The organism is Mycobacterium simulans (genome assembly GCF_900232995.1).
Lineage (GTDB): Bacteria > Actinomycetota > Actinomycetes > Mycobacteriales > Mycobacteriaceae > Mycobacterium > Mycobacterium simulans.
In genome coordinates this window covers 813,761-832,155 of record NZ_OCVX01000007.1, presented here as the reverse complement: position 1 = coordinate 832,155, position 18,395 = coordinate 813,761, and the positions used below count along the sequence as shown (strand labels likewise).

Genomic DNA, 18,395 nt, shown 5'->3' with positions numbered 1-18,395 from the left:
CCGCGAGCTATCGGCTCGCGGGGTGTCGTCACGCCCCGACCCGCCGGCTCCGACCCTGGCGCCCTTACTTTGCGAGGGTGAACTGATTGACGTCGATGTAGCCGACGCGGAACAGCTTGGCGCAACCGGTCAGGTACTTCATGTAGCGCTCGTAGACCTCTTCGGACTGAATCTCGATGCCCTCGTCCTTGTGGGCCTCCAGGGCCTCGGCCCACAGGTCGAGGGTCCGCGCATAGTCCGCCTGCAGCGACTGCCGGCGGGTCAGGGTGAACCCGGCCTTCGCCGAATCCTCCTCCACCATCTCGATCGTTGGCGGATGGCCGCCCGGGAAGATTTCGGTCGCGATGAACTTCAAGAAGCGGGCCAGCCACAACGTCAGCGGCAAGCCTTCGTCGATCATCTGCTGTCGAGTCAGGCCGGTGATCGTGTGCAGCAGCATCACCCCGTCAGCGGGCAGGATCTTGTGGGCGAGCGCGAAGAAGTCGGCATGACGATCGTGGCCGAAGTGCTCGAACGCCCCGATTGACACGATGCGGTCGACGGGCTCGTCGAACTGTTCCCAGCCTTTGAGCTCGACCCGTCTGGTCCGTGGCGTGTCCATCTCGTCGATTGACTTTTGCACGTGGGCGGCCTGGTTCTTGGACAGCGTCAGGCCGATGACGTTGACGTCATAGTTCTCGATTGCCCGGCGCATGGTGGCGCCCCAGCCGCAGCCCACGTCGAGCAGCGTCATGCCCGGCTGCAGGCCCAGCTTGCCCAGGGCCAGGTCGATCTTGGCGATTTGGGCCTCTTCCAGGGTCATGTCGTCGCGCTCGAAGTACGCGCAACTGTAGGTCTGGGTCGGGTCCAGAAACAGCCGGAAGAAGTCGTCGGACAAGTCGTAGTGCGCCTGCACATCTTCGAAGTGCGGCGTTAGCTCAGCCATGACCCATGCCTTTCCCGAACTGCGATGACCTGCGGTGTTGCACGAAGACATACCCTGAGAAGTCATCCTCGATGCACTGTTTGGCGAATGTTATCGGATTCGGGTTGTAATCTCATCGGGGCCGTTGCGTACGTAGTTGTCGCTCACCGTGCGAAAGGCCAAGGGCAGCAGCAATATCCCCATGTCAACTGCGCTGGGCAGCTTTATGGGCCTCGTCAACCAGTTCCGCGGCGGCCCGGCTGGCTCGCTTTGCTTCCTCATAGCGGTTCTCCGCACTGTTCAACTCCCACTGTGCGTCGCGAAGCCTTGTGCGGGCTTCGTCACGACGCAGCCGAGCCGCATCGCGTTCGGCTTGGCGCTCCGACAGCGTGGCGTCGGCTTCAACCTTGGCGCGCTTGGCCGCGGCCACCGCCGCGTTCAATTTTTCCAACCGCTGATGCTCTGCCTTTTCGTCTCGTGTCTTGGGCTCCGGTTTCGCCTTGCCGGCACGGGCGGTCCGCACGACCGGCGCAGCATCGCCGAACGCGCCAAACCCAGACCATTGCTCGGCCCGGGTCAATCGACCAAGTCGGTCTCTGACCGCTGGGTCTGCCACCGCAGCTTGCAGCGTGCTGGTCACGTCATCACGCACGGTCGACGACGGCCTGTGTACATCGGCCGCTGCGAATGCGGCTCGAGCGAGTTCATCGAGGAGTTTGTGTTGCTCGGCGGATAGGTCCCGGATTTGGTCGCCGTCCATAGCGCTGTGCGCGGCGCGCAGGCGGTCGCCTAGGTCGGCCAGGCGCTGTTTGGTATCCCGATGCTCGAGCGCGAGCCGGTTGACTATCCATGCTGTTGTCGTGGGTCTGCGCGCCGCCGAAATTCGTCTAGCGGCGGCGGCGTCGCCGCGTTTCCTGGCCGCGGCGGTCAGTCTTGTTCGTTGGGCGGTGAAAGCATCCGGCTGCGCCCAATACAAGCTGTCGAGTTCGTCGTCGGCCATGACGCCATGATCTCTCATGATTCAGCCGCGCCGCCTAGTCATTTCGGCCCGAGGCAATCGCGTTAGAGCGCAGAGACTTTGGTCAGCCTTGTCGTTGAACTCAACCAACTCAGCACCCAGATCGGTGCATACGGCGGGTGACCGGCGAGGCCGCAGGCATCCGCCTTCGCGGAGGTCGGTGGCGCCTATAAAAGTGTCCGCGGGGCTTCGAAGCGACAGATCCGCTCGGCGCGAACCTTCCCTGCTGGTGCGCCCACGGCGCTACTTCAATGCGCGCAGGACGTCAAAAGAAGTTTGAGATGAATCTGTGGCACGCTGAAGACCTTAAGCCTGCGAGAGGAACTGCGATTAGCAAGCTTGGTTTCTGGAGCGTCGTCATGCTCGGGATCAACGCAATCATCGGAGCGGGTATCTTTTTGACTCCAGGTGCGGTCATCAAACTCGCCGGACCCTTTGCACCGGTTGCTTACATTTTGGCCGGCCTTTTCGCAGGCATCATGGCGATGGTGTTTGCAACGGCGGCGCGGTATGTCAAGACGAACGGTGCCTCCTACGCTTACACGACGGCCGCATTCGGGCGGCGGATTGGCATCTATGTTGGTGTCACCCATGCGATTACCGCCTCGATCGCATGGGGAGTGCTGGCGTCCTTGTTCGTCTCAACGTTGTTGAGGGTCGCTTTCCCCGGCAAGACCTGGGCCGACGACGAACGAGTACTAAGCGTTAAGACGCTAGCGTTCCTCGGCTTTATCGCCGTGCTGTTGGTCATCAACTTGTTCGGCAACCGGGTGATCAAGTGGGCGAACGGAACATCAACGCTGGGCAAGGTATTCGCGCTTTCGGTGTTCATTGCCGGCGGATTGTGGATCATCGTCACGCAGCGCATGAACAACTACGGAACGTCACAGTTGGCATACCACCCGGCGTCATACTCAGTGCTCGGAATCGCCGAGATCGGTAAGAGCACTGTCTCGAGCTTGGCGCTTGCCACGATCGCGGCGTTGTACGCATTCACCGGCTTCGAATCGATCGCGAACGCTGCCGAGGAAATGGAAGAGCCGGATCGGAACCTCCCTAGGGCGATACCCATAGCGATCTTCTCGGTGGGTGCGATCTATGTGCTTGCGTTGGTCGTAGCGATGCTGCTGGGATCGGACAAGATCGTCGCCTCCCCCGACACGGTCAAACTGGCGGCTGCCATCGGAAACGATACTTTCCGAACGGTCGTTGTCGTTGGAGCCTTGGTTTCGATGTTCGGCATCAACGTGGCTGCCTCGTTCGGTGCTCCACGGCTATGGACCGCGCTGGCCGACGGGAGTGTTCTGCCTACCGGCCTGGCTCGTAACAATCGGTTCGGTGTGCCGATGGTCGCCTTCGCCATCACGGCTTCTTTGGCACTCGCATTTCCGCTGGCGCTTCGATTCGACAGCCTGAACCTCACCGGCCTGGCGGTGATCGCCAGGTTCGTACAGTTCATAATCGTGCCAATCGCTCTCATCGCCTTGGCGCAGTCTCAGCGGGAGGAGCACGCGGCAGTGCGGCGAAACCCGTTCACTGACAAAGTGTTACCGGTCGTTGCGTTCGCGATTTCGATCGGGCTGGCGGTGTCCTTCGACTATCGGTCCATCGTCTTGTCGCGAAGCCAGCCCAACTACTTCTCGATATCCTTGATCGTGATCACGTTCATCGTGGTACCGGCGCTCGCCTACCTCCACTACTACCGAGCCATCAGCCGCGTGGGCGACACGGCGACAACGCGTTAGATCTCCGGCTCTTCCTCAGAATGGCCGGACGCCGACGCGCCGAGTGTCACCTCCACATGCGGCCAAAGCCACCCGGCTGCCCAACCATCCATAACTGAGCCGAGCATGAAAGCTAACCCCCTTATCCTCCATTACTCTGAACGCCTGCGGTCGAAGCCAGTTCGGTAGCGACAGTGCACGACTCAACCAATGCCGGCGCATATGTGGCGGCACCACACTCGCATTCCCAGCAGATATGCATGCCGCGCGAACACGAAACGGTGCCGACGATCATGTGTCCCGGCAGCAACCAGTGGCCACGCGCACAGCGTTGGGGTGGTCTATCCAGCCATTGCGTGCGCGAGCAGTGCGCCGGCTCGTCAACCTCAACACTCACAGGCATCACACTTCCATCCGCTCGGTCGCCATGCCAGCGCGCTGTGCAAATCGTTACTCTTTGTGGCCTTTCCTTGACAGTGTCGTTGTGTCCGACGCCATTTGGCGAAACCCAGTGGTCTGCAGGTTATATGACTCATGCACCAATTCGGTGAATCGAGGGTGAACGTGCCGCGTGATCGGTCACGTCAACGATCGAGATCCCACTGCCCGAAATCCGCCGCAAGCACCTCGTCCACATCGACGTGAATACCGCCCAGCAGGGGGCCTGGGTTCGCCTCGCTATTGACGATCTCTTGGTACAGCACCGCCGCGGGCTCCCGCTTCCCATGCGACCACGACTTCGTCTGCCACGCCCACCGACGCCCCGCGGTGGTTGAGTGCCCGATTGCGCCGTCGTTGATTGCCCACGTACACGCCTGGCAATGCCCATAGATGCCGGTACGGGCCACGCCCAGTATCGAGTTGATACCTCGAAACCATTCGACCGCAAGGCTATTCCAGGTGTTGAGGTCGATATCTTCATCGACACTGAAAAAGATCGGGGCAGAACTGCCGCCCCCGGCCGCGGCGTGCAGGCGCAGAGCTGTCTGAGAGTCGGCCACGCCGCCGTCGTACCCTCGGGTGAAATCCGACGGCGTAGGCCAACCCGGCTTGCCGTACTGGAAGTTGCTGACGATGTGAAGACCCGCTGCGCGCAGTTCGTCCGCGTACTGGCGAGTGATGGGCTTGGCCTCGAAGTTGGCGCCTGGCCGCGACTCGGATACGTAGTTGACCACCCCGTCATAGCCGGCCGCTTTGATCTCCTGCGGTGCTATCCGTTGTTCTGCAAAGTCGATCAGCCTGATGTTTGCGGCAGATGCCCTGTGCCCACCGAGTGCGGCGGCCAGGGTTCCTCCGGTGAGCAGCACCGGTGTTAGGGCGTACTTGAGGACGTCGCGTCGTGAAACAGATCGGTGTTTGCCGCGTCTACCGGGGGCAGCCGATTCGGGCACCGCGCGATGGTACCAAGCGAGACGCCTTACGCCCACCACTCGCTGCGGGCTATCAGGACATCACGAAGTAGGTCCGCGCGATCAGAGATGATGCCGTCGACATCCATGTCGAGCAGTGCATGCATGACACCGGGATCGTCGACCGTCCAGGCGTGAACCTGACGTCCCGAAGCATGAACGGCTCGCACCAGCGCCGGCGTAATGATCGGCACACCGCCCAATCGCGGTGGCAGCTGTAGGCAGTCGCTGTCACGCACCGTCCGCCAGGCATATGCCCAGCTGCCGGGGGTTCTCGCCGCCAGGCACGCGACGAACGCACCCGTCCCCGCCGAACTGGCCACCCGCTTGGACAACAGGCGTAACGCGCGTCGTCGGCGACGATCGGAAAATGAGGTGACCAGCACGCGGTTGTGCGCGTTCAACCGCTCGATGACGTCGACGGTCGGCTCGATCGCCGTGGCGGCTTTGATATCGATGTTTATCCGCATGCCAGGTAGGGCGACAAGGAGTTCCTCGAGGCTTGGGACCGACTCCCCCGCGCCCAAGTCCGCGCTGCGAACATCTCGCCACAACAACTGGTCGATTGCGCCCGACGCACCCGCCTCGGGCCGCAATATCCGGTCGTGCTGGATTACGGCCACGCCGTCACGAGTAGCGCGAACGTCGGTCTCAATGTAGCGAAGACCAAGCTTCGCGGCTTCGTGGAACGCCCCCATGCTGTTCATGGGCAACTTGAATGCTGTAAATCCCCTGTGCGCCATAGCAATGCGTCCAGTGCCGCTAAGAAACTCCACGGTGCCTACGCCGCCGTCGCCCATAAGCGAAGTATCTCAACTCTGCCGCGGTGATGTCGTCGCAATGGTGAGATCGGCTGCCGCGGCGACTATTCGGGCATCACAGGTGGGCAGGCACCGCTGGCCTGGTCGCTTCGCGCCATGCCAGCGGGTTGAGCCCGCGGTAGGGATCGACGTCTCGCAGCCGCAGCAAGTCGGCCAGGATTCGTTCCAGTTGCACCTGTGTTCGTTCCTTGACGGTTTGCGTCCACGCCTCAATTCCGACGCCGCGCGGCCTAGTCGTAAGGATCGGTGCGCCGAACCGGAGGTACATCCGTTGCGGTCGAGGAATGAGGGTGGGGCCGATCCCCCGCAACAACGGCATGGCCATGTCTGGCCGACCATTCAGCCTGCGGCCCAAAGCTTCACCGAACCTTGCGACGGCACTGTCACGGGTGGTCAAACTGCGGTAGACGTCGTCGCCGCCGACAAGACCGGCCGGGACAATGGGATAGCTGTTCTCCGCGGACAGCCGCGCAAATCCCGAACGGCCCTGCCAGCGCAGCGTGTACTCCTCGCCCTTGTACTTTGCGATCTCCCGGCCGCCGCCAGGAAAAACCAGAATGGTCTGGTCGTGACGCATGAGCTCGCGCGCTGTCTCCGGCGCCCCCACTACGCCGCCGAAAGCCGCCAGCAGATCAGCCGGTAGGCCACGCATGCGTCCGAAGCCTCGGTCCGCCAACGGTCGCACTCGTGTTCCGATGGCGCGCCGCACGGCATCGTGGATCATAAAGACTTCCGCGCCGGATTGAGTGTGATTGCCCACCAACAGGAATCGCCCGTCAGCGGGAAGATTTTCCACACCGTCGACATACGGTCGATACAGGTCCACTACGGGACGGATGCCGTCGACAACGGTGTCGAGAACTCGTCGCAGCGTTTGCACTCGTCCCGTCGGCTCCATGATGGTGGCGAGGTCTGGGCCGTCAGCCACGCTCGCCTCCGCCCGGAGTGGAGAACAAGACAATCGCTTGCTCGAGCAGGTTTACCTCGCCCATGACCGCCCTTCCTCCCTGTAGATCTGCTAAGCACGCTAACAAACAAACTAGTTTGTCTGCTTAAAATTCTCCTGTGAGAACGACAACGGAGCTCCGCGACGAGATTCTTGCGGCCGCGCGCGCGGAGTTCGCGCAGTACGGCCTGGCCGGTGCGCGTATCGACCGCATTGCCCGAGCAGCCAGTGCGAGTAAGGAACGCCTGTACGCCCATTTTGGCGATAAGGAGACCCTCTTTCGAGACGTGGTTGCGGCCGACGGTGCCGAGTTCTTCCGGACCGTCGAATTGCGCCCCGAGGCAGTACCCGAGTTTGTCGGCGACATCTTCGATCTGGCCCAACGTCGGCCCGAGCACATACGGATGATCACCTGGGCGCAATTGGAGGGCTTTCCGCTCGCCCCACCGGAAATCGAGGGCGAGCGGCCACACGATCAGGGCATTGCCGCTTTGGAACAGGCGCAGGACCTGGGCTACGTCGATCCCGCCTGGGAGCCGCAGCAGTTGGTGGTCCTGCTCTTCGGAATCGCCTTAGGTTGGGCGCGCTGGCCCGACCCCGCGATGGCAACCACCGATGCGCACGTTCTTGCCAGCCGCCGCGCCGCCGCTGTCGAAGCGGCGGCCCGTATCGTCAAACCCGGACGCTGATTTTCATGTTTTTTTCGAAGCACCTAACCGGGCGTGAGTCGCTAACATCCTTCTGTGCACGCTTCCCTTCCCCTCAAACCGCTTGTCGTTGGCCTTCGGGTTGGCGTCGCCGCAGTCGCAATCGCCGCCACACTAGCGGTCGCTGACATGGTGTTGCCGCCAACAGCGCTGCGGGCCACGCCATCGGCCGCCGCGGCAAACTGTTCGCAAGTGGAGGTCGTTTTCGCCCGCGGCCGATTCGAATCGCCGGGGCCCGGCGTGCTCGGTAATGCCTTCATCAACGCGCTGAGCTCCAAGATCGGCGGCAAGAGCATGGGCACCTATGCGGTGAAGTACCCCGCCGACAGTGAAGTTGATGTCGGCGCCAACGACATGAGCCGCCATGTTCAATACATGGTCAACACTTGCCCGGACACCCGGCTGGTGTTGGGCGGCTACTCGCTGGGTGCGGCGGTCACCGACATAGTGCTCGCGGTTCCCATGTCCGCCTTCGGATTCGACAGCCCGCTGCCCGACGGCATCGATCAGCACATCGCTGCTGTCGCATTGTTCGGCAATGGAAGCCAGTGGGTTGGGCCCATCACGAACTTCAACCCGCTCTACAACGACCGGACCATCGAGTTGTGCCACGGCGCCGATCCGGTCTGCAACCCGGCCGACCCGAACACCTGGAAAGAAAATTGGCCGCAACATCTCGCCAATGCGTACGTCCAGGCGGGCATGGCCAACCAGGCTGCCGACTTCGTGGCGAGCAAGCTGTAGTCGATCACGCGCGCGTCATGTGGGCCCAACGGGTCATCGGTCTGTGGAGTCGTCGCCGACCCCGTCGGAGTTGAAGCGACTCAATAAGTTTCAGCCCCCAGCCTCCCGCCGCGTCGGGAAGCGCACGTTTGACCATAAAGCTCCGCTGGATACGGCGAGCAACCATCAGCACGATCAGGCTGATCGCGAACCTGCCCAGCGCCGCTCGACGTCTTCGTCTTTTCCGGATTGCGGGTGCCGAGCCAGCGCGGCGGCCTAAGTGATAGCCGAGGCACAGTGCTGTCAGCAGTGCGGCGATAACCGCAAGCGCCATCATGAAGATGAGCGTCCTTCGTCGCTGTCGCATGAAGATCACGGACCAGATACACCTCGGCCAACAAGTGGCAGGGCGCCTGGTTCGGTGATCGCGACAAACTCCGAAATTGCCAGCCGCTCGAACGACACCTCAACCTAATTGGGTAAAGTCATGTGATCAGCCTGATTTCGTTCGGGTGATAGGCGCCTCGGTTGGTTGTTTCGCTTTGGGCGGTGAGAATCGCACGCGGATACATTAACTCTGGGTGAACAATTATCTTGGAAACCGGCGGTGCGGATGATAAGGGCAGACGCCGTGCGCTGTGGAACTGCGTATCTGCGCACAAAATGTGCATATGTTCAATGAACAGACCGTGGGGAATTCCTGTGAAGCTCCTGTGATTAAAATCAGCATGAATGTTGGCAAAACAGCAAGATCAGCATCGATTCTGCGCGATCAGCAGCGTTGAGTAGGCCAGCTCCCGGTTTATAGCGTTCGAGGTAGCCGAGACATCGGCGTGTTCGGCAGTTCCCGCATCGCTGAAGGGAAATCCCATGTCTTTCGTTACTGCATATCCAGAGCTGCTGTCGGCAGCAGCCAGCAATCTCCAATCGATCGGCGCCGCGTTCTCCGTCGGCAATGCTGCTGCTGCCGGGCCGACGACCGCGGTTGTTCCGGCGGCCGCGGACGAGGTCTCGGCGCTGACGGCGGCGCACTTCGCCGCCCATGCGCAGCGATATCAGGCGCTGGCTACGCGTGCGGTCAGGATTCAACAGTCGTTGGCGGCAACCTTGGCGGCCAGTGGGGGTTCGTATGCGGAGACCGAGGCGGCGAACGCAACGGCGGCTGGCTGAGCGGGTCGGCAGGTCGAACCGAGAGCTAGAGGGGTTGAGACATGGACTATGGGGTATTGCCGCCCGAAATCAACTCTGGCCGCATGTACACCGGCCCGGGGGCGGGTTCGTTGCTTGCCGCAGAGGCGGCTTGGGCCGGGCTGGCCGCCGACTTGCACGCGGCCGCCGCGGGGCATCGGTCCGTGATTTCCGGGCTGACCAGCGGTCCGTGGCTGGGGCCGGCGTCAGCGTCGCTGGTTGCGGCCACGACTCCGTTTGTCGCGTGGCTGGACAATAGTGCCGAGCAGGCCGAGCTGGCCTCAAGTCAGGCGGGGGCGGCAGTGGCGGCGTACGAGACGGCGTTCGCGGGGACCGTGCCGCCGCCGGTGATCGCAGCTAACCGTGCTCTGCTGGCGGCGTTGATCGCGACGAATTTCTTGGGCCAGAACACCGCGGCGATCGCCACCGTTGAGGCGGAGTACTTCGAGATGTGGGCTCAGGACGCCGCGGCTATGTACGGATATGCGAGTTCGTCGTCGACGGCATCGCAGCTGACCGAATTCAACGCGCCGGCGGAAGTGACCACCCCCTCCGGGGTGGCCGGCCAGGCCAACGCGGTCGCGTCCGCGGTCCAGAATTCCGCGCAGAACGGCGTGCAGGGGGTACTGGGCAGCACGAACAACGAGGTTTCCGGCCTGTTGAACACCTTGTCCTCGCCAAACTTGAGCATGGCAAATCTCAAGCCAATCGATGACTTTCTGGTCAATTACACGCCGTTCGACGACCTGGCCTCGATGTACACGAAGTATCTCGGTGGATACATTTCGTCGGCGCAGATGTCCGTCCAGATGGGACAGTCCTTTGGGCAGATCAGCAACGGGATCACGGCCATGACCACGTTTGCGAAGGGTTTGGCGGCTCCCGCGGCAAAGGCCGCCGAAGGTGCGGCGCAGGCATTAGGCGCATCGGCTGGATCGACGGCAGCCAATGCCGGTGGCGTAGCGGCGGGTCTGGGGAAGGCGCTTCCGCTGGGCGGGTTGTCGGTGCCGGCAAGCTGGGCTCCGGTGAACGCCATGACGAACCCCGGGGTGGCGGCACTTACCAACGCCGCTACGGTCCCGGCGGGGGCGGAAGGGCTGAATACCCTTCCGATGACCCCGTTTGGCCAGTTTGTCGGCGGTCAGTACGGGCGCAACCTGCCGAGTTACGGTTTCAGGCCCTCGGTGATGGCAAAACCACCTGCCGCCGGGTGACCCCGGTCGGGCGATCTCAGTTTTAGCGGCATACGGCCTGGGCTGCTATGGTGCCTTGCTTATGCCAGACATGGATCGTCGCAGCCTGTTGTTGATGACGGGCATCGGTGCGCTGGCAGCCGCGACGCCCGTCGTACCGGCTCGTGCCGCACCCAACGGTCAGCCCGGAAACTTCCTCTTTCATGACGAGTTCGATGGACCCGCTGGCGCTGCCCCCGATCCGTCGAAATGGACGGTGTCGAAAGCCCGCGAAACGATCAAGGACCCGACGTACTGGGAGTTACCCGAGCATGTCGGCCAGTACCGAGACGATCGGCAGAACGTGTTCCTCGACGGCAACTCGAACCTGGTCATCCGCGCCGCGAAGGACGGCAACACGTACTACGGCGGCAAGGTGTTCAGCCCGTGGCAAGGGGGCATCGGCCATACTTGGGAGGCTCGAATAAAGCTCGACTGCCTCACCGCCGGCTGCTGGCCGGCCTGGTGGTTGTCCAGTGATGCTCAGGGCGAAATCGACATCCTTGAGTGGTACGGCAACGGCAAGTGGCCTGCAGCGACCACGGTTCACGCAAAAGCCAACGGCTCCGAATGGAAGACCCACAACCTCGCGCTGGACAGTTCCTGGCACACCTGGCGGGTCCAGTGGGATGAGGCCGGTATGCGCTTCTGGCAGGACTACGCGGAGGGCGCGCAGCCATACTTCACTGTTGCGGCGAACTCGCTGGCGGACTGGCCCTTCAACAACCCCGGCTACCAGGTGTTTCCCATCTTAAATCTCGCGGTTGCTGGTTCCGGTGGCGGCGATCCCGGTCCGGGGACCTATCCCGCACAGATGCTCGTCGACTGGGTGCGCGTCTGGTAAGACACGACCCATGGACGTCGGGCCGCTTGTCGCGCGCTACGCCCGGCGGTTCTGTCGCGTGCACGCCAGTCCGCAGTCGTCCGGCATGGACGGTGCGGGTTTGAGGCGGCGGCGCTGCGGTTTGGCCATCTCTTTGCCGTGGTGGCAGTGACCGGCGGACGTCGGTGGCGCGACCCCTTGGGCCGGTGTGCCGGCATTTGCCGCTTGGGTCAGCGAACCCGCCGACGGCACCTTGCTTTAGCCGTTGCCCACGCCCGCGGCCCGACCCGGCGGTTTCGTGGCGTCCGAGTTTGCAGCACCGCGGGGCAGTCGGGTTGTTAGGTCACCCAGAAGCCGGTCTAGTTCCACCGCCCGACCGCGGTAGCCGACATGGGCGTCCGGCCGGATGACAAACGCGCAGTGGGATGTGACCCCGTATTGGTGGTGTGCCGATCGATCCGGATCGCCCAGTGCCATCGGATGGTCGGCGAAGCGTTCCGCCGTGATTACGCGCGCCCGCACCAGACCGGGATAGGCCCGCTCGATCTGTTCGGCGATTCGGCACAACTCCACGGCTGGTCGCGCCTGGTCGTCGAGGCCGGTGAACAGCAGCACGGTGTGGTGGATGCCGCGGAATACCTCGTAGAGGCGTCCCGGCTTCCCGTCGATCAGCACGTCGGCTTCGCGTGCCCGGTCGCCTGGAGCTGGGGCATCAGCCCAGCCAGAGCCGTCCTGGGCGTTGAGCGGGCTGTGCGGGTAGCGCAGCCGCAACTGAGCCAGTTTGCCAACGAACCAACGGCGCAATGAGCGCTGAGTGAGCACTCGCGCTGCCACGGTTGGGCCCAACCAACCGCGGGCGATCCTGGAAAACGGGTTGTTGCCCAACAAAGCCGTGAACAGCCGGTCCGTCGTCTTGAGCAACTGAACGCCCACGAGATGACGTTCGACCTCGTAACTGTCGAGGAGCGGTTCGTCGCTGATGCCGCGCTCAACCAGCGCGAGTTTCCACGCCAAGTTGTAGGCGTCTTGGATACCCGTGTTCATGCCTTGGGCCCCGACGGGACTGTGCACGTGTGCGGCGTCCCCAACCAAGAAGACGCTGCCCTGGCGATATATGGGCACCACACGGCTGTGCACCCGGTAGCGGGTAACCCAATGCTCCTTGATCACCTTGGCGGGGAACGGCACTCGCTGGTCGAGCATCGCCTGGAATTCTTCGTGGGTTGGCTCGCTGTACTCCGCCCGGGGCCCGTCGAGCCCCGGCGGGACATTGCCGAAGATGCGGTACCGCTTCTCCCCCGGCATCGAAAACGCCGCGAATATGCCAGCAGCGCTGGGAAAACCGTACAGGCCGCCGTGTGGTAGCTCCCAGTCGAGTTCGGCGTCGGCCATGATGAAGTCGTCGCGGTAGGTGGAACCGGTAAACGCGATGCCAGCCGCTTTGCGGACCGCACTGTGTGCGCCGTCGCAGCCGATGATCCAGCGGCATCGCACGATCTCGATCGATCCGTCCTGATCACGCAGCGACGCTTCCACAGTGTCGCCGTCCTGAGTTAGATCGATCAGCGCCCGCCCGCGGTCAATCTCTATGCCCCACTTGGACAGCGCCTGCGTGAGAATCCGCTCGGTGTCGTGCTGCGATAGTGTGCGCAGCGCCGGGTAGGCCGTGTAGTTCTGGGGTCCGGTCAGCACGCCGGCGAGGTCTACTCGTACCTTCTTGTTCCGGAACGCGATCGTCAGCGATGTGGCCGGACTACCTGCCGCGAGCGCCTCATCAATAACGCCCATGTCGTCAAAGACTTCCAAAGTCCGAGGCTGTACGACCAGAGCACGGGATGTCGTCAGCGGCGCCGGTTCACGATCAACGATCCGCACCGCGACACCATGCCGGGTCAGTTCGTTCGCCAGCGTCAACCCCGTCGGCCCAGCCCCGACGATCAGTACCGCAGTCAATTCCTCAGTCATCGCCGACCAGCCCTTCTGACCATAATTCGTCAACCGGTGAATTCATGCTACTACGACTGTAGTACTACCGGGAGGCTGGCGCAATACGCTGAACGTTTTGGTCTTCAAGTCGCTTGCGACACGCTGCAACAGCAGGGTGGTTTAGAACCCGTGGTGGCGAGCTTTTATCCCACAGAGGTCAAGCCACTATGGGGTACCGAGGAATCGTCAGGCTGGGGTGTCGGTGCCTGGGCACACTGCGAAGTTGCGCACACCGATCGCGACGTCGCCACCCATTGCAGCGGCGCGTTGCCGGCCCAGGTATGCCGGATGGCGACGCATCTCTTCTTGAAGTTGACGTTCGCGCCGCTGTGCAGCAGCCCAAGCCGGGTGTGACTGTAGGCAAATTACCTTCGCCCCTGATGCACTCGCCACGATTGTCAACTCCTCTCCGACGCGCAATGCCAAATCCACAACCATGTGTTCTTAGCCTTGGAGCTCAGGATTCCTAGCAAACCTGTGATCAAACCGTGGCAAAAGATGAGAATTAGCCGTGAATTTGAAATCCGATCCTTACCTACGTCCGATAGGAGGCAAATCACTGGCGGCACCGGTGCTGAGGGTACTCGTTAGGCCTTCCCAAGGGACGAAATGCCGAGGATCGGCGGCAGAGGTTATCGGTGAAGGCCCGCTCGCCCGGTGTGATATGCGAATCAGTCACCTCGAATATTGGCGGACGGACATGTGGCTACGGGCGGCTGCGTGGATGCGCGAACTTAGGCCGCGACTGGGTCGACATCGAATACCCGGGGCGTAGACGCCGGCCAACACCTCTTGGGCTGGTGTGGTTGGAGCCAGGTATTCCGGAATCGGGGCTGATATGGGAGGCGGGACGGCAGTAACGTTCTCTCTTGCGTCGCGCTAACTCATGAATTTGAGGCATGACAATGCCCGACCCGGGTGAGCAGCCATCGTCACCAGTATTCGCTCCAACCGGCCGATCCGTGATTCAACGCCAGCCGGGGTGAAAACGTCGGTGGCGAATTCGACACGAAGTTCAAGTTCACGTCCGGGGACGCGATCAGGGCCAGCGGGTAATGCGTGAACTCGCAGCCACTCCTGCCCAGCAAGCTCCACCCACCGCTCCCGGCTAGGGTTAGGTTAGGTCGCGAATAGATTGGTGCTCAACAGCTTTCATGTTTTTTCGAGTCGAGATTTCGGTAATGCCGAAATCTCTATATCGGAGGTGTTTCACGCGAATGCGGAATGGGCACGTGTCGATCAATCCCGGTTCACCGGGTAAGGACGGCAACCGCACTCCATGGCCTACCGCCGGGGTGACGCGGATCTGGCTGAGGCAGGCGGGCAACCAGGCGCATCGACATGGGCAACCGACGGAACCGGTGGGCGGCCGCAAGCAGCGGTTCTGTTTCCGCGATGCGCCAGCCGAGGTCTTCGAAGAATGCCAACCCGTTTTCGGGTGCGAACTTGAACGGCGCATTCTGCAGCATGCCGGCTACCTTCTTGTTCAGCATTTTCTTCAGGCCCGGTCCGGCGAGCTCGAGTACCCACCACGCGACCTCGGGTCGCTTGATCGCCTCGGAGAGCGCGACGACATCACGTTCGTCGAGGTACATCAACAGGCCCTCGGTGAGCACCAGCGCTTTGGCCGCGCCGTCCAACGCTTGGTTGAAGAAGTCGTTGCGGGGGCGCGGATCGGCTAGGTCGACGGCGCTGCGAATCAACCGGCATCGCGGCGTCTGGTCGGCAAGCAGCCGCGACTTTTCCGCAAGAAGCGGCGGCAGATCGGCCTCTACCCAGGTGAGGTTGGGCGGGAGGCTCAACCGATACGGTCGGGTGTCCAACCCGGCTGCCAGGTTCAACACCCGGTCACAGCCATCGGCGATCGCTTCGAAGATGATGTCGTCGATGATCTTGGTGCGCGCAACGAGCCACCAACCGTTGCGGGTCGTCCGTGGAGATCGGGCGACGATAGCGCGGCCTCGTTCACCCGCGAGACGTTCGGCGAGTGGGTCGCTGAACAACGCGTCCGGACGTTTCGATTCGGTTGCCCGATGCAACGCCGTCCAGCGGGCGGTATCGGAAACATGGGTGATGACGTGGCCCGCGTCTGCCATGGCTTGCGTTATACACTCCGCGGGCGACACCTTTCCTACCTGACGGGACACTTACGTATCCACACGTGTGGCGCCATACGAAATAAGCGCTATGTATCCGCTATATTGTGATGCAGCTACCCCGTTGCACCGTCTACATCGCCGGTGAGACACGACCCTGCACCGATCGGCGGAACGCGTCCCTTATTCGTTGCTTGATTGCATCGTCGAAACGGCGGTAGGTACAGCGCAGGGTATGTCCGGGCCACTCTTTCGGGGTGAGTTCGGCTGGTAGCAATGGATCGAGCAGCAAATGCTCCACCACGGCCTTCGATAGTGCGAACGCGTTGTAGGTGCCATCGGCGAGCTCAGTATCAGAGTCTGCTGGTTCGATGTCGAGCTCGGCGTCCATCGCCGCGATCAGCCTTCTTGCGTCGGCAGCCCAAGTGTCAAGGGCAAAAAGCGAATTCACGATGTCGGCGGGCATTGCAGTCGCGGCCCCATGGAAGTAAACGCACTGGCCCTCGAGCACGGCACGTGACATCGGTAGCCGTCGTGCATCGAGGTTGTCCGGACGGACCCAGATTCCTTCTCGCAGTTCGGCCAGATGCAGGGCCGCAGCAGCTTTGCGGAGCTTGAGTCGATCGTTTCTCGACCGGCGGTCGAGTGCGACGACCGCCAGTTCCCAGGTGCCGTCCCAACGTTTCGTGACCGCGTTGTTGATTTGGGCCGCCTCATCTTTGCGCTGGCGCAATTCCAGCAGGTGCCCCGCGAGTGCGTAAGTTCCGTTATCGCACGTGAGTTCGCCGCTGGAGACCATTCGCCATAGGCACGTGCGGGCGGCATTGGCTGTGATGCCGCAAAGCATGGCCACCCCGACGAGCTCACCGACCGTAAGGCAGGGCTGATCAGCGCCCAGCAGTGCCGAGGCGAGCACCGAGCGCGCGTTGAGCCGGCTGTCCCCGACCACTTCGCTGGCTTGGCTAGGTCGCGGACTGGCCGCTGCCCCGTTGTTGCTCCGGACGGGGCTTCGTCGGGGGTCGGACCTGTGTACTCGCATTCATCCTCTCCCTGCGCAGCGGCGCGGAGCGCACAAAATTGCTGATGCATGGTAATGCTAACGCATGGACGGACGTCCTAGGGGTGAGGCTGTCCGTGGCGCGCCGGTTGGCCCCGGTTGCGGATTACCCGAATCGAATCGCGCCCACCAATGCCATCGGGCTTCGTCCGCTGCGACGCGTGATGTGCCTGCCGCCCCGGCGCTGCCGCCGAATTGCAGGAAATCGATTCTGACTTCGAGAGTTTCATAGCTAACAGGCTGATGTTGTCGAGCTAGTGGGGCCCGGTCGACGGTCGTCGAGGCTCGCGTCCGGCGGGTCACCGGCCCAGACCGGTTCCCGAGTGCTCCCGCGCTCGCGGTGTCCGACGAGCTGACTAGCCCACCCAAACGCGATCTATGTTGACCACATTTTAATTGACGCATGACATTGATATTGTGATGCTAAGACAAGAGTGGATCCGCGCGCCATCGATGGCACCGCAACCCACCGCGCCGTAGAACACGTCGCAATCAAGGAGCTCAGCCATGATCTGCCCGAACCTGCCTCTCGGCTTCGATCCAACCGACCCCGACATCTATGTCGATCGGATCCCCGTCGCCGAACTTGCGGAGCTGCGCAAGAGCGCACCCATCTGGTGGTGCGAACAGCCCGTCGGCAAGGGCGGCTTCAACGACGGCGGCTTTTGGGTGGTGACCAAGCACAAAGACGTTAGGGAGGTGTCGCTGCGCAGCGACGTCTTCTCCAGCCGGCAAGACACCGTGATTCCCCGATTTCACGACAACATTGCACGTGAGGACATCGAGTTGCAGCGGCTGGTCCTGATCAACATGGACGCGCCGCAACACACTAGGTTGCGCAAGATCATCTCCCGCGGATTTACGCCGCGGGCCATTGGGAGGCTGCGCGACGAGCTTCACGAGCGGGCTCAGCGCGTCGTCAAGCTGGCCGCGGCGCAAGGTTCAGGTGACTTCGTCGAGCAGGTGTCGTGCGAGTTGCCGCTGCAGGCGATCGCCGGATTGTTGGGCGTACCCCAGGAGGACCGCAGGGACCTATTCCGGTGGACCAACGAGATGACCGGCAACGAGGACCCGGAGTACTCCCACATCGATCCGAAGGTGTCCTCTACGGAGCTGATCGGTTACGCAATGAAGATGGCCGAGGTCAAGACAAGGAACCCCGGCGAGGATGTCGTTACCACGCTCATCGAGGCAGACATCGAGGGCGAAAAGCTCTCCGACGATGAGTTCGGCTTCTTTGTCATGATGCTGGCCGTCGCGGGCAGCGAGACCAGCCGAAACTCGATTACCCAGGGCATGATGGCATTCATCGACTTCCCCGACCAGTGGGAACTGTATAAGCAGACGCGGCCGGCGACGGCGGTCGACGAGATCGTGCGTTGGGCGACCCCGATCACGGCGTTTCAGCGTACGGCGCTGGCGACCACCGAATTGTCCGGAGTGCGGATCGAAGAAGGGCAACGGGTGGTGATGTTCTACCGGTCGGCCAACTTCGACGAGGACGTGTTTGACGATCCGTACCGGTTCGACATCATGCGAAATCCCAATCCGCACGTCGGTTTCGGCGGCACCGGGGCGCATTACTGCGTTGGGGCGAACCTCGCACGGATGACGATTGAGCTGATCTTCGACGCCATCGCTGACAATATCCCGGATATCAAACCGCTTGCAGCGCCGGAGCGACTGCGGTCGGGATGGCTCAACGGCATCAAACATTGGCAGGTCGACTACACGGGCAAGTGTCCGGTAGAGGGCTGATCC

16 protein-coding genes are annotated in these 18,395 nt (G+C 62.3%); 8 read left to right on the top strand and 8 right to left on the bottom strand.

Annotated features, from left to right (window positions below):
• Nucleotides 1–64 precede the first annotated feature (64 nt).
• Both mmaA2 and MSIMFI_RS25920 read right to left on the bottom strand, forming a co-directional pair.
• On the bottom strand, nucleotides 65–925 hold the full coding sequence (gene mmaA2 / locus MSIMFI_RS25925) for a cyclopropane mycolic acid synthase MmaA2 (protein ID WP_191499739.1): 861 nt from the start codon (nucleotides 923–925) through the stop codon (nucleotides 65–67).
• A gap of 184 nt (nucleotides 926–1,109) precedes the next feature.
• Nucleotides 1,110–1,904 carry a hypothetical protein gene (locus MSIMFI_RS25920; protein ID WP_191499738.1) on the bottom strand — a complete coding sequence of 265 codons (795 nt, stop codon included), beginning with the start codon at nucleotides 1,902–1,904 and terminating at the stop codon, nucleotides 1,110–1,112.
• 299 nt (nucleotides 1,905–2,203) lie between these two features.
• Between MSIMFI_RS25920 and MSIMFI_RS25915 the strand changes: the two genes are divergently transcribed.
• Nucleotides 2,204–3,667 carry an APC family permease gene (locus MSIMFI_RS25915; protein ID WP_191499737.1) on the top strand — a complete coding sequence of 488 codons (1,464 nt, stop codon included), beginning with the start codon at nucleotides 2,204–2,206 and terminating at the stop codon, nucleotides 3,665–3,667.
• A gap of 563 nt (nucleotides 3,668–4,230) precedes the next feature.
• On the opposite strand, the gene MSIMFI_RS25910 is transcribed toward MSIMFI_RS25915, so the two are convergent.
• The 3 genes from MSIMFI_RS25910 to MSIMFI_RS25900 form a co-directional block, all read right to left on the bottom strand.
• Entirely contained in the window at nucleotides 4,231–5,037 is an 807-nt protein-coding gene (locus MSIMFI_RS25910; protein ID WP_191499736.1) for a DUF1906 domain-containing protein, read from the bottom strand.
• 26 nt (nucleotides 5,038–5,063) lie between these two features.
• Nucleotides 5,064–5,831, bottom strand: a complete 768-nt coding sequence (locus MSIMFI_RS25905) for a glycerophosphodiester phosphodiesterase family protein (RefSeq protein ID WP_191499859.1) — start codon at nucleotides 5,829–5,831, stop codon at nucleotides 5,064–5,066.
• Between the two features lie 100 nt (nucleotides 5,832–5,931).
• Nucleotides 5,932–6,804 (bottom strand): lysophospholipid acyltransferase family protein, encoded by an 873-nt coding sequence (locus tag MSIMFI_RS25900; RefSeq protein ID WP_396820577.1) that lies wholly within the window; start codon nucleotides 6,802–6,804, stop codon nucleotides 5,932–5,934.
• Between the two features lie 137 nt (nucleotides 6,805–6,941).
• Between MSIMFI_RS25900 and MSIMFI_RS25895 the strand changes: the two genes are divergently transcribed.
• The 5 genes from MSIMFI_RS25895 to MSIMFI_RS25875 all read left to right on the top strand — a co-directional run bounded on the left by MSIMFI_RS25895 (nucleotide 6,942) and on the right by MSIMFI_RS25875 (nucleotide 11,516).
• On the top strand, nucleotides 6,942–7,511 hold the full coding sequence (locus MSIMFI_RS25895; RefSeq protein WP_191499735.1) for a TetR family transcriptional regulator: 570 nt from the start codon (nucleotides 6,942–6,944) through the stop codon (nucleotides 7,509–7,511).
• Nucleotides 7,512–7,565: 54 nt separating this feature from the next.
• Entirely contained in the window at nucleotides 7,566–8,273 is a 708-nt protein-coding gene (locus MSIMFI_RS25890; RefSeq protein ID WP_396820576.1) for a cutinase family protein, read from the top strand.
• 849 nt (nucleotides 8,274–9,122) lie between these two features.
• Nucleotides 9,123–9,422 (top strand): PE family protein, encoded by a 300-nt coding sequence (locus MSIMFI_RS25885; protein WP_191499734.1) that lies wholly within the window; start codon nucleotides 9,123–9,125, stop codon nucleotides 9,420–9,422.
• Between the two features lie 41 nt (nucleotides 9,423–9,463).
• Nucleotides 9,464–10,654 carry a PPE family protein gene (locus MSIMFI_RS25880; RefSeq protein WP_191499733.1) on the top strand — a complete coding sequence of 397 codons (1,191 nt, stop codon included), beginning with the start codon at nucleotides 9,464–9,466 and terminating at the stop codon, nucleotides 10,652–10,654.
• Between the two features lie 61 nt (nucleotides 10,655–10,715).
• The gene (locus MSIMFI_RS25875) at nucleotides 10,716–11,516 is read left to right on the top strand and encodes a glycoside hydrolase family 16 protein (RefSeq protein WP_191499732.1); all 801 of its coding nucleotides are present in this window, start codon (nucleotides 10,716–10,718) and stop codon (nucleotides 11,514–11,516) included.
• Between the two features lie 237 nt (nucleotides 11,517–11,753).
• Here MSIMFI_RS25875 and MSIMFI_RS25870 read toward each other — a convergent pair whose 3' ends face one another.
• Nucleotides 11,754–13,460, bottom strand: coding sequence for an FAD-dependent monooxygenase (locus MSIMFI_RS25870; RefSeq protein ID WP_191499731.1), 1,707 nt, complete (start codon nucleotides 13,458–13,460; stop codon nucleotides 11,754–11,756).
• 150 nt (nucleotides 13,461–13,610) lie between these two features.
• Between MSIMFI_RS25870 and MSIMFI_RS29865 the strand changes: the two genes are divergently transcribed.
• Nucleotides 13,611–13,835, top strand: coding sequence for a hypothetical protein (locus MSIMFI_RS29865; RefSeq protein WP_191499730.1), 225 nt, complete (start codon nucleotides 13,611–13,613; stop codon nucleotides 13,833–13,835).
• Nucleotides 13,836–14,731: 896 nt separating this feature from the next.
• Here MSIMFI_RS29865 and MSIMFI_RS25860 read toward each other — a convergent pair.
• Together MSIMFI_RS25860 and MSIMFI_RS25855 are read right to left on the bottom strand one after the other, a co-directional pair.
• The gene (locus tag MSIMFI_RS25860) at nucleotides 14,732–15,577 is read right to left on the bottom strand and encodes a class I SAM-dependent methyltransferase (protein WP_191499729.1); all 846 of its coding nucleotides are present in this window, start codon (nucleotides 15,575–15,577) and stop codon (nucleotides 14,732–14,734) included.
• Between the two features lie 133 nt (nucleotides 15,578–15,710).
• Nucleotides 15,711–16,526 carry a PaaX family transcriptional regulator C-terminal domain-containing protein gene (locus MSIMFI_RS25855; RefSeq protein WP_224770436.1) on the bottom strand — a complete coding sequence of 272 codons (816 nt, stop codon included), beginning with the start codon at nucleotides 16,524–16,526 and terminating at the stop codon, nucleotides 15,711–15,713.
• Nucleotides 16,527–17,141: 615 nt separating this feature from the next.
• Between MSIMFI_RS25855 and MSIMFI_RS25850 the strand changes: the two genes are divergently transcribed.
• Nucleotides 17,142–18,392 (top strand): cytochrome P450, encoded by a 1,251-nt coding sequence (locus tag MSIMFI_RS25850; protein WP_191499727.1) that lies wholly within the window; start codon nucleotides 17,142–17,144, stop codon nucleotides 18,390–18,392.
• Nucleotides 18,393–18,395: the final 3 nt, after the last annotated feature.

Coding starts and splice junctions, on each gene's coding strand:
- mmaA2 (WP_191499739.1), bottom strand. CDS start 925: ATGGCTGAGCTAACGCCGCACTTCGAAGATGTGCAGGCGCACTACGAC.
- MSIMFI_RS25920 (WP_191499738.1), bottom strand. CDS start 1,904: ATGGCCGACGACGAACTCGACAGCTTGTATTGGGCGCAGCCGGATGCT.
- MSIMFI_RS25915 (WP_191499737.1), top strand. CDS start 2,204: ATGAATCTGTGGCACGCTGAAGACCTTAAGCCTGCGAGAGGAACTGCG.
- MSIMFI_RS25885 (WP_191499734.1), top strand. CDS start 9,123: ATGTCTTTCGTTACTGCATATCCAGAGCTGCTGTCGGCAGCAGCCAGC.
- MSIMFI_RS25880 (WP_191499733.1), top strand. CDS start 9,464: ATGGACTATGGGGTATTGCCGCCCGAAATCAACTCTGGCCGCATGTAC.
- MSIMFI_RS25875 (WP_191499732.1), top strand. CDS start 10,716: ATGCCAGACATGGATCGTCGCAGCCTGTTGTTGATGACGGGCATCGGT.
- MSIMFI_RS25870 (WP_191499731.1), bottom strand. CDS start 13,460: ATGACTGAGGAATTGACTGCGGTACTGATCGTCGGGGCTGGGCCGACG.
- MSIMFI_RS25860 (WP_191499729.1), bottom strand. CDS start 15,577: ATGGCAGACGCGGGCCACGTCATCACCCATGTTTCCGATACCGCCCGC.
- MSIMFI_RS25850 (WP_191499727.1), top strand. CDS start 17,142: ATGATCTGCCCGAACCTGCCTCTCGGCTTCGATCCAACCGACCCCGAC.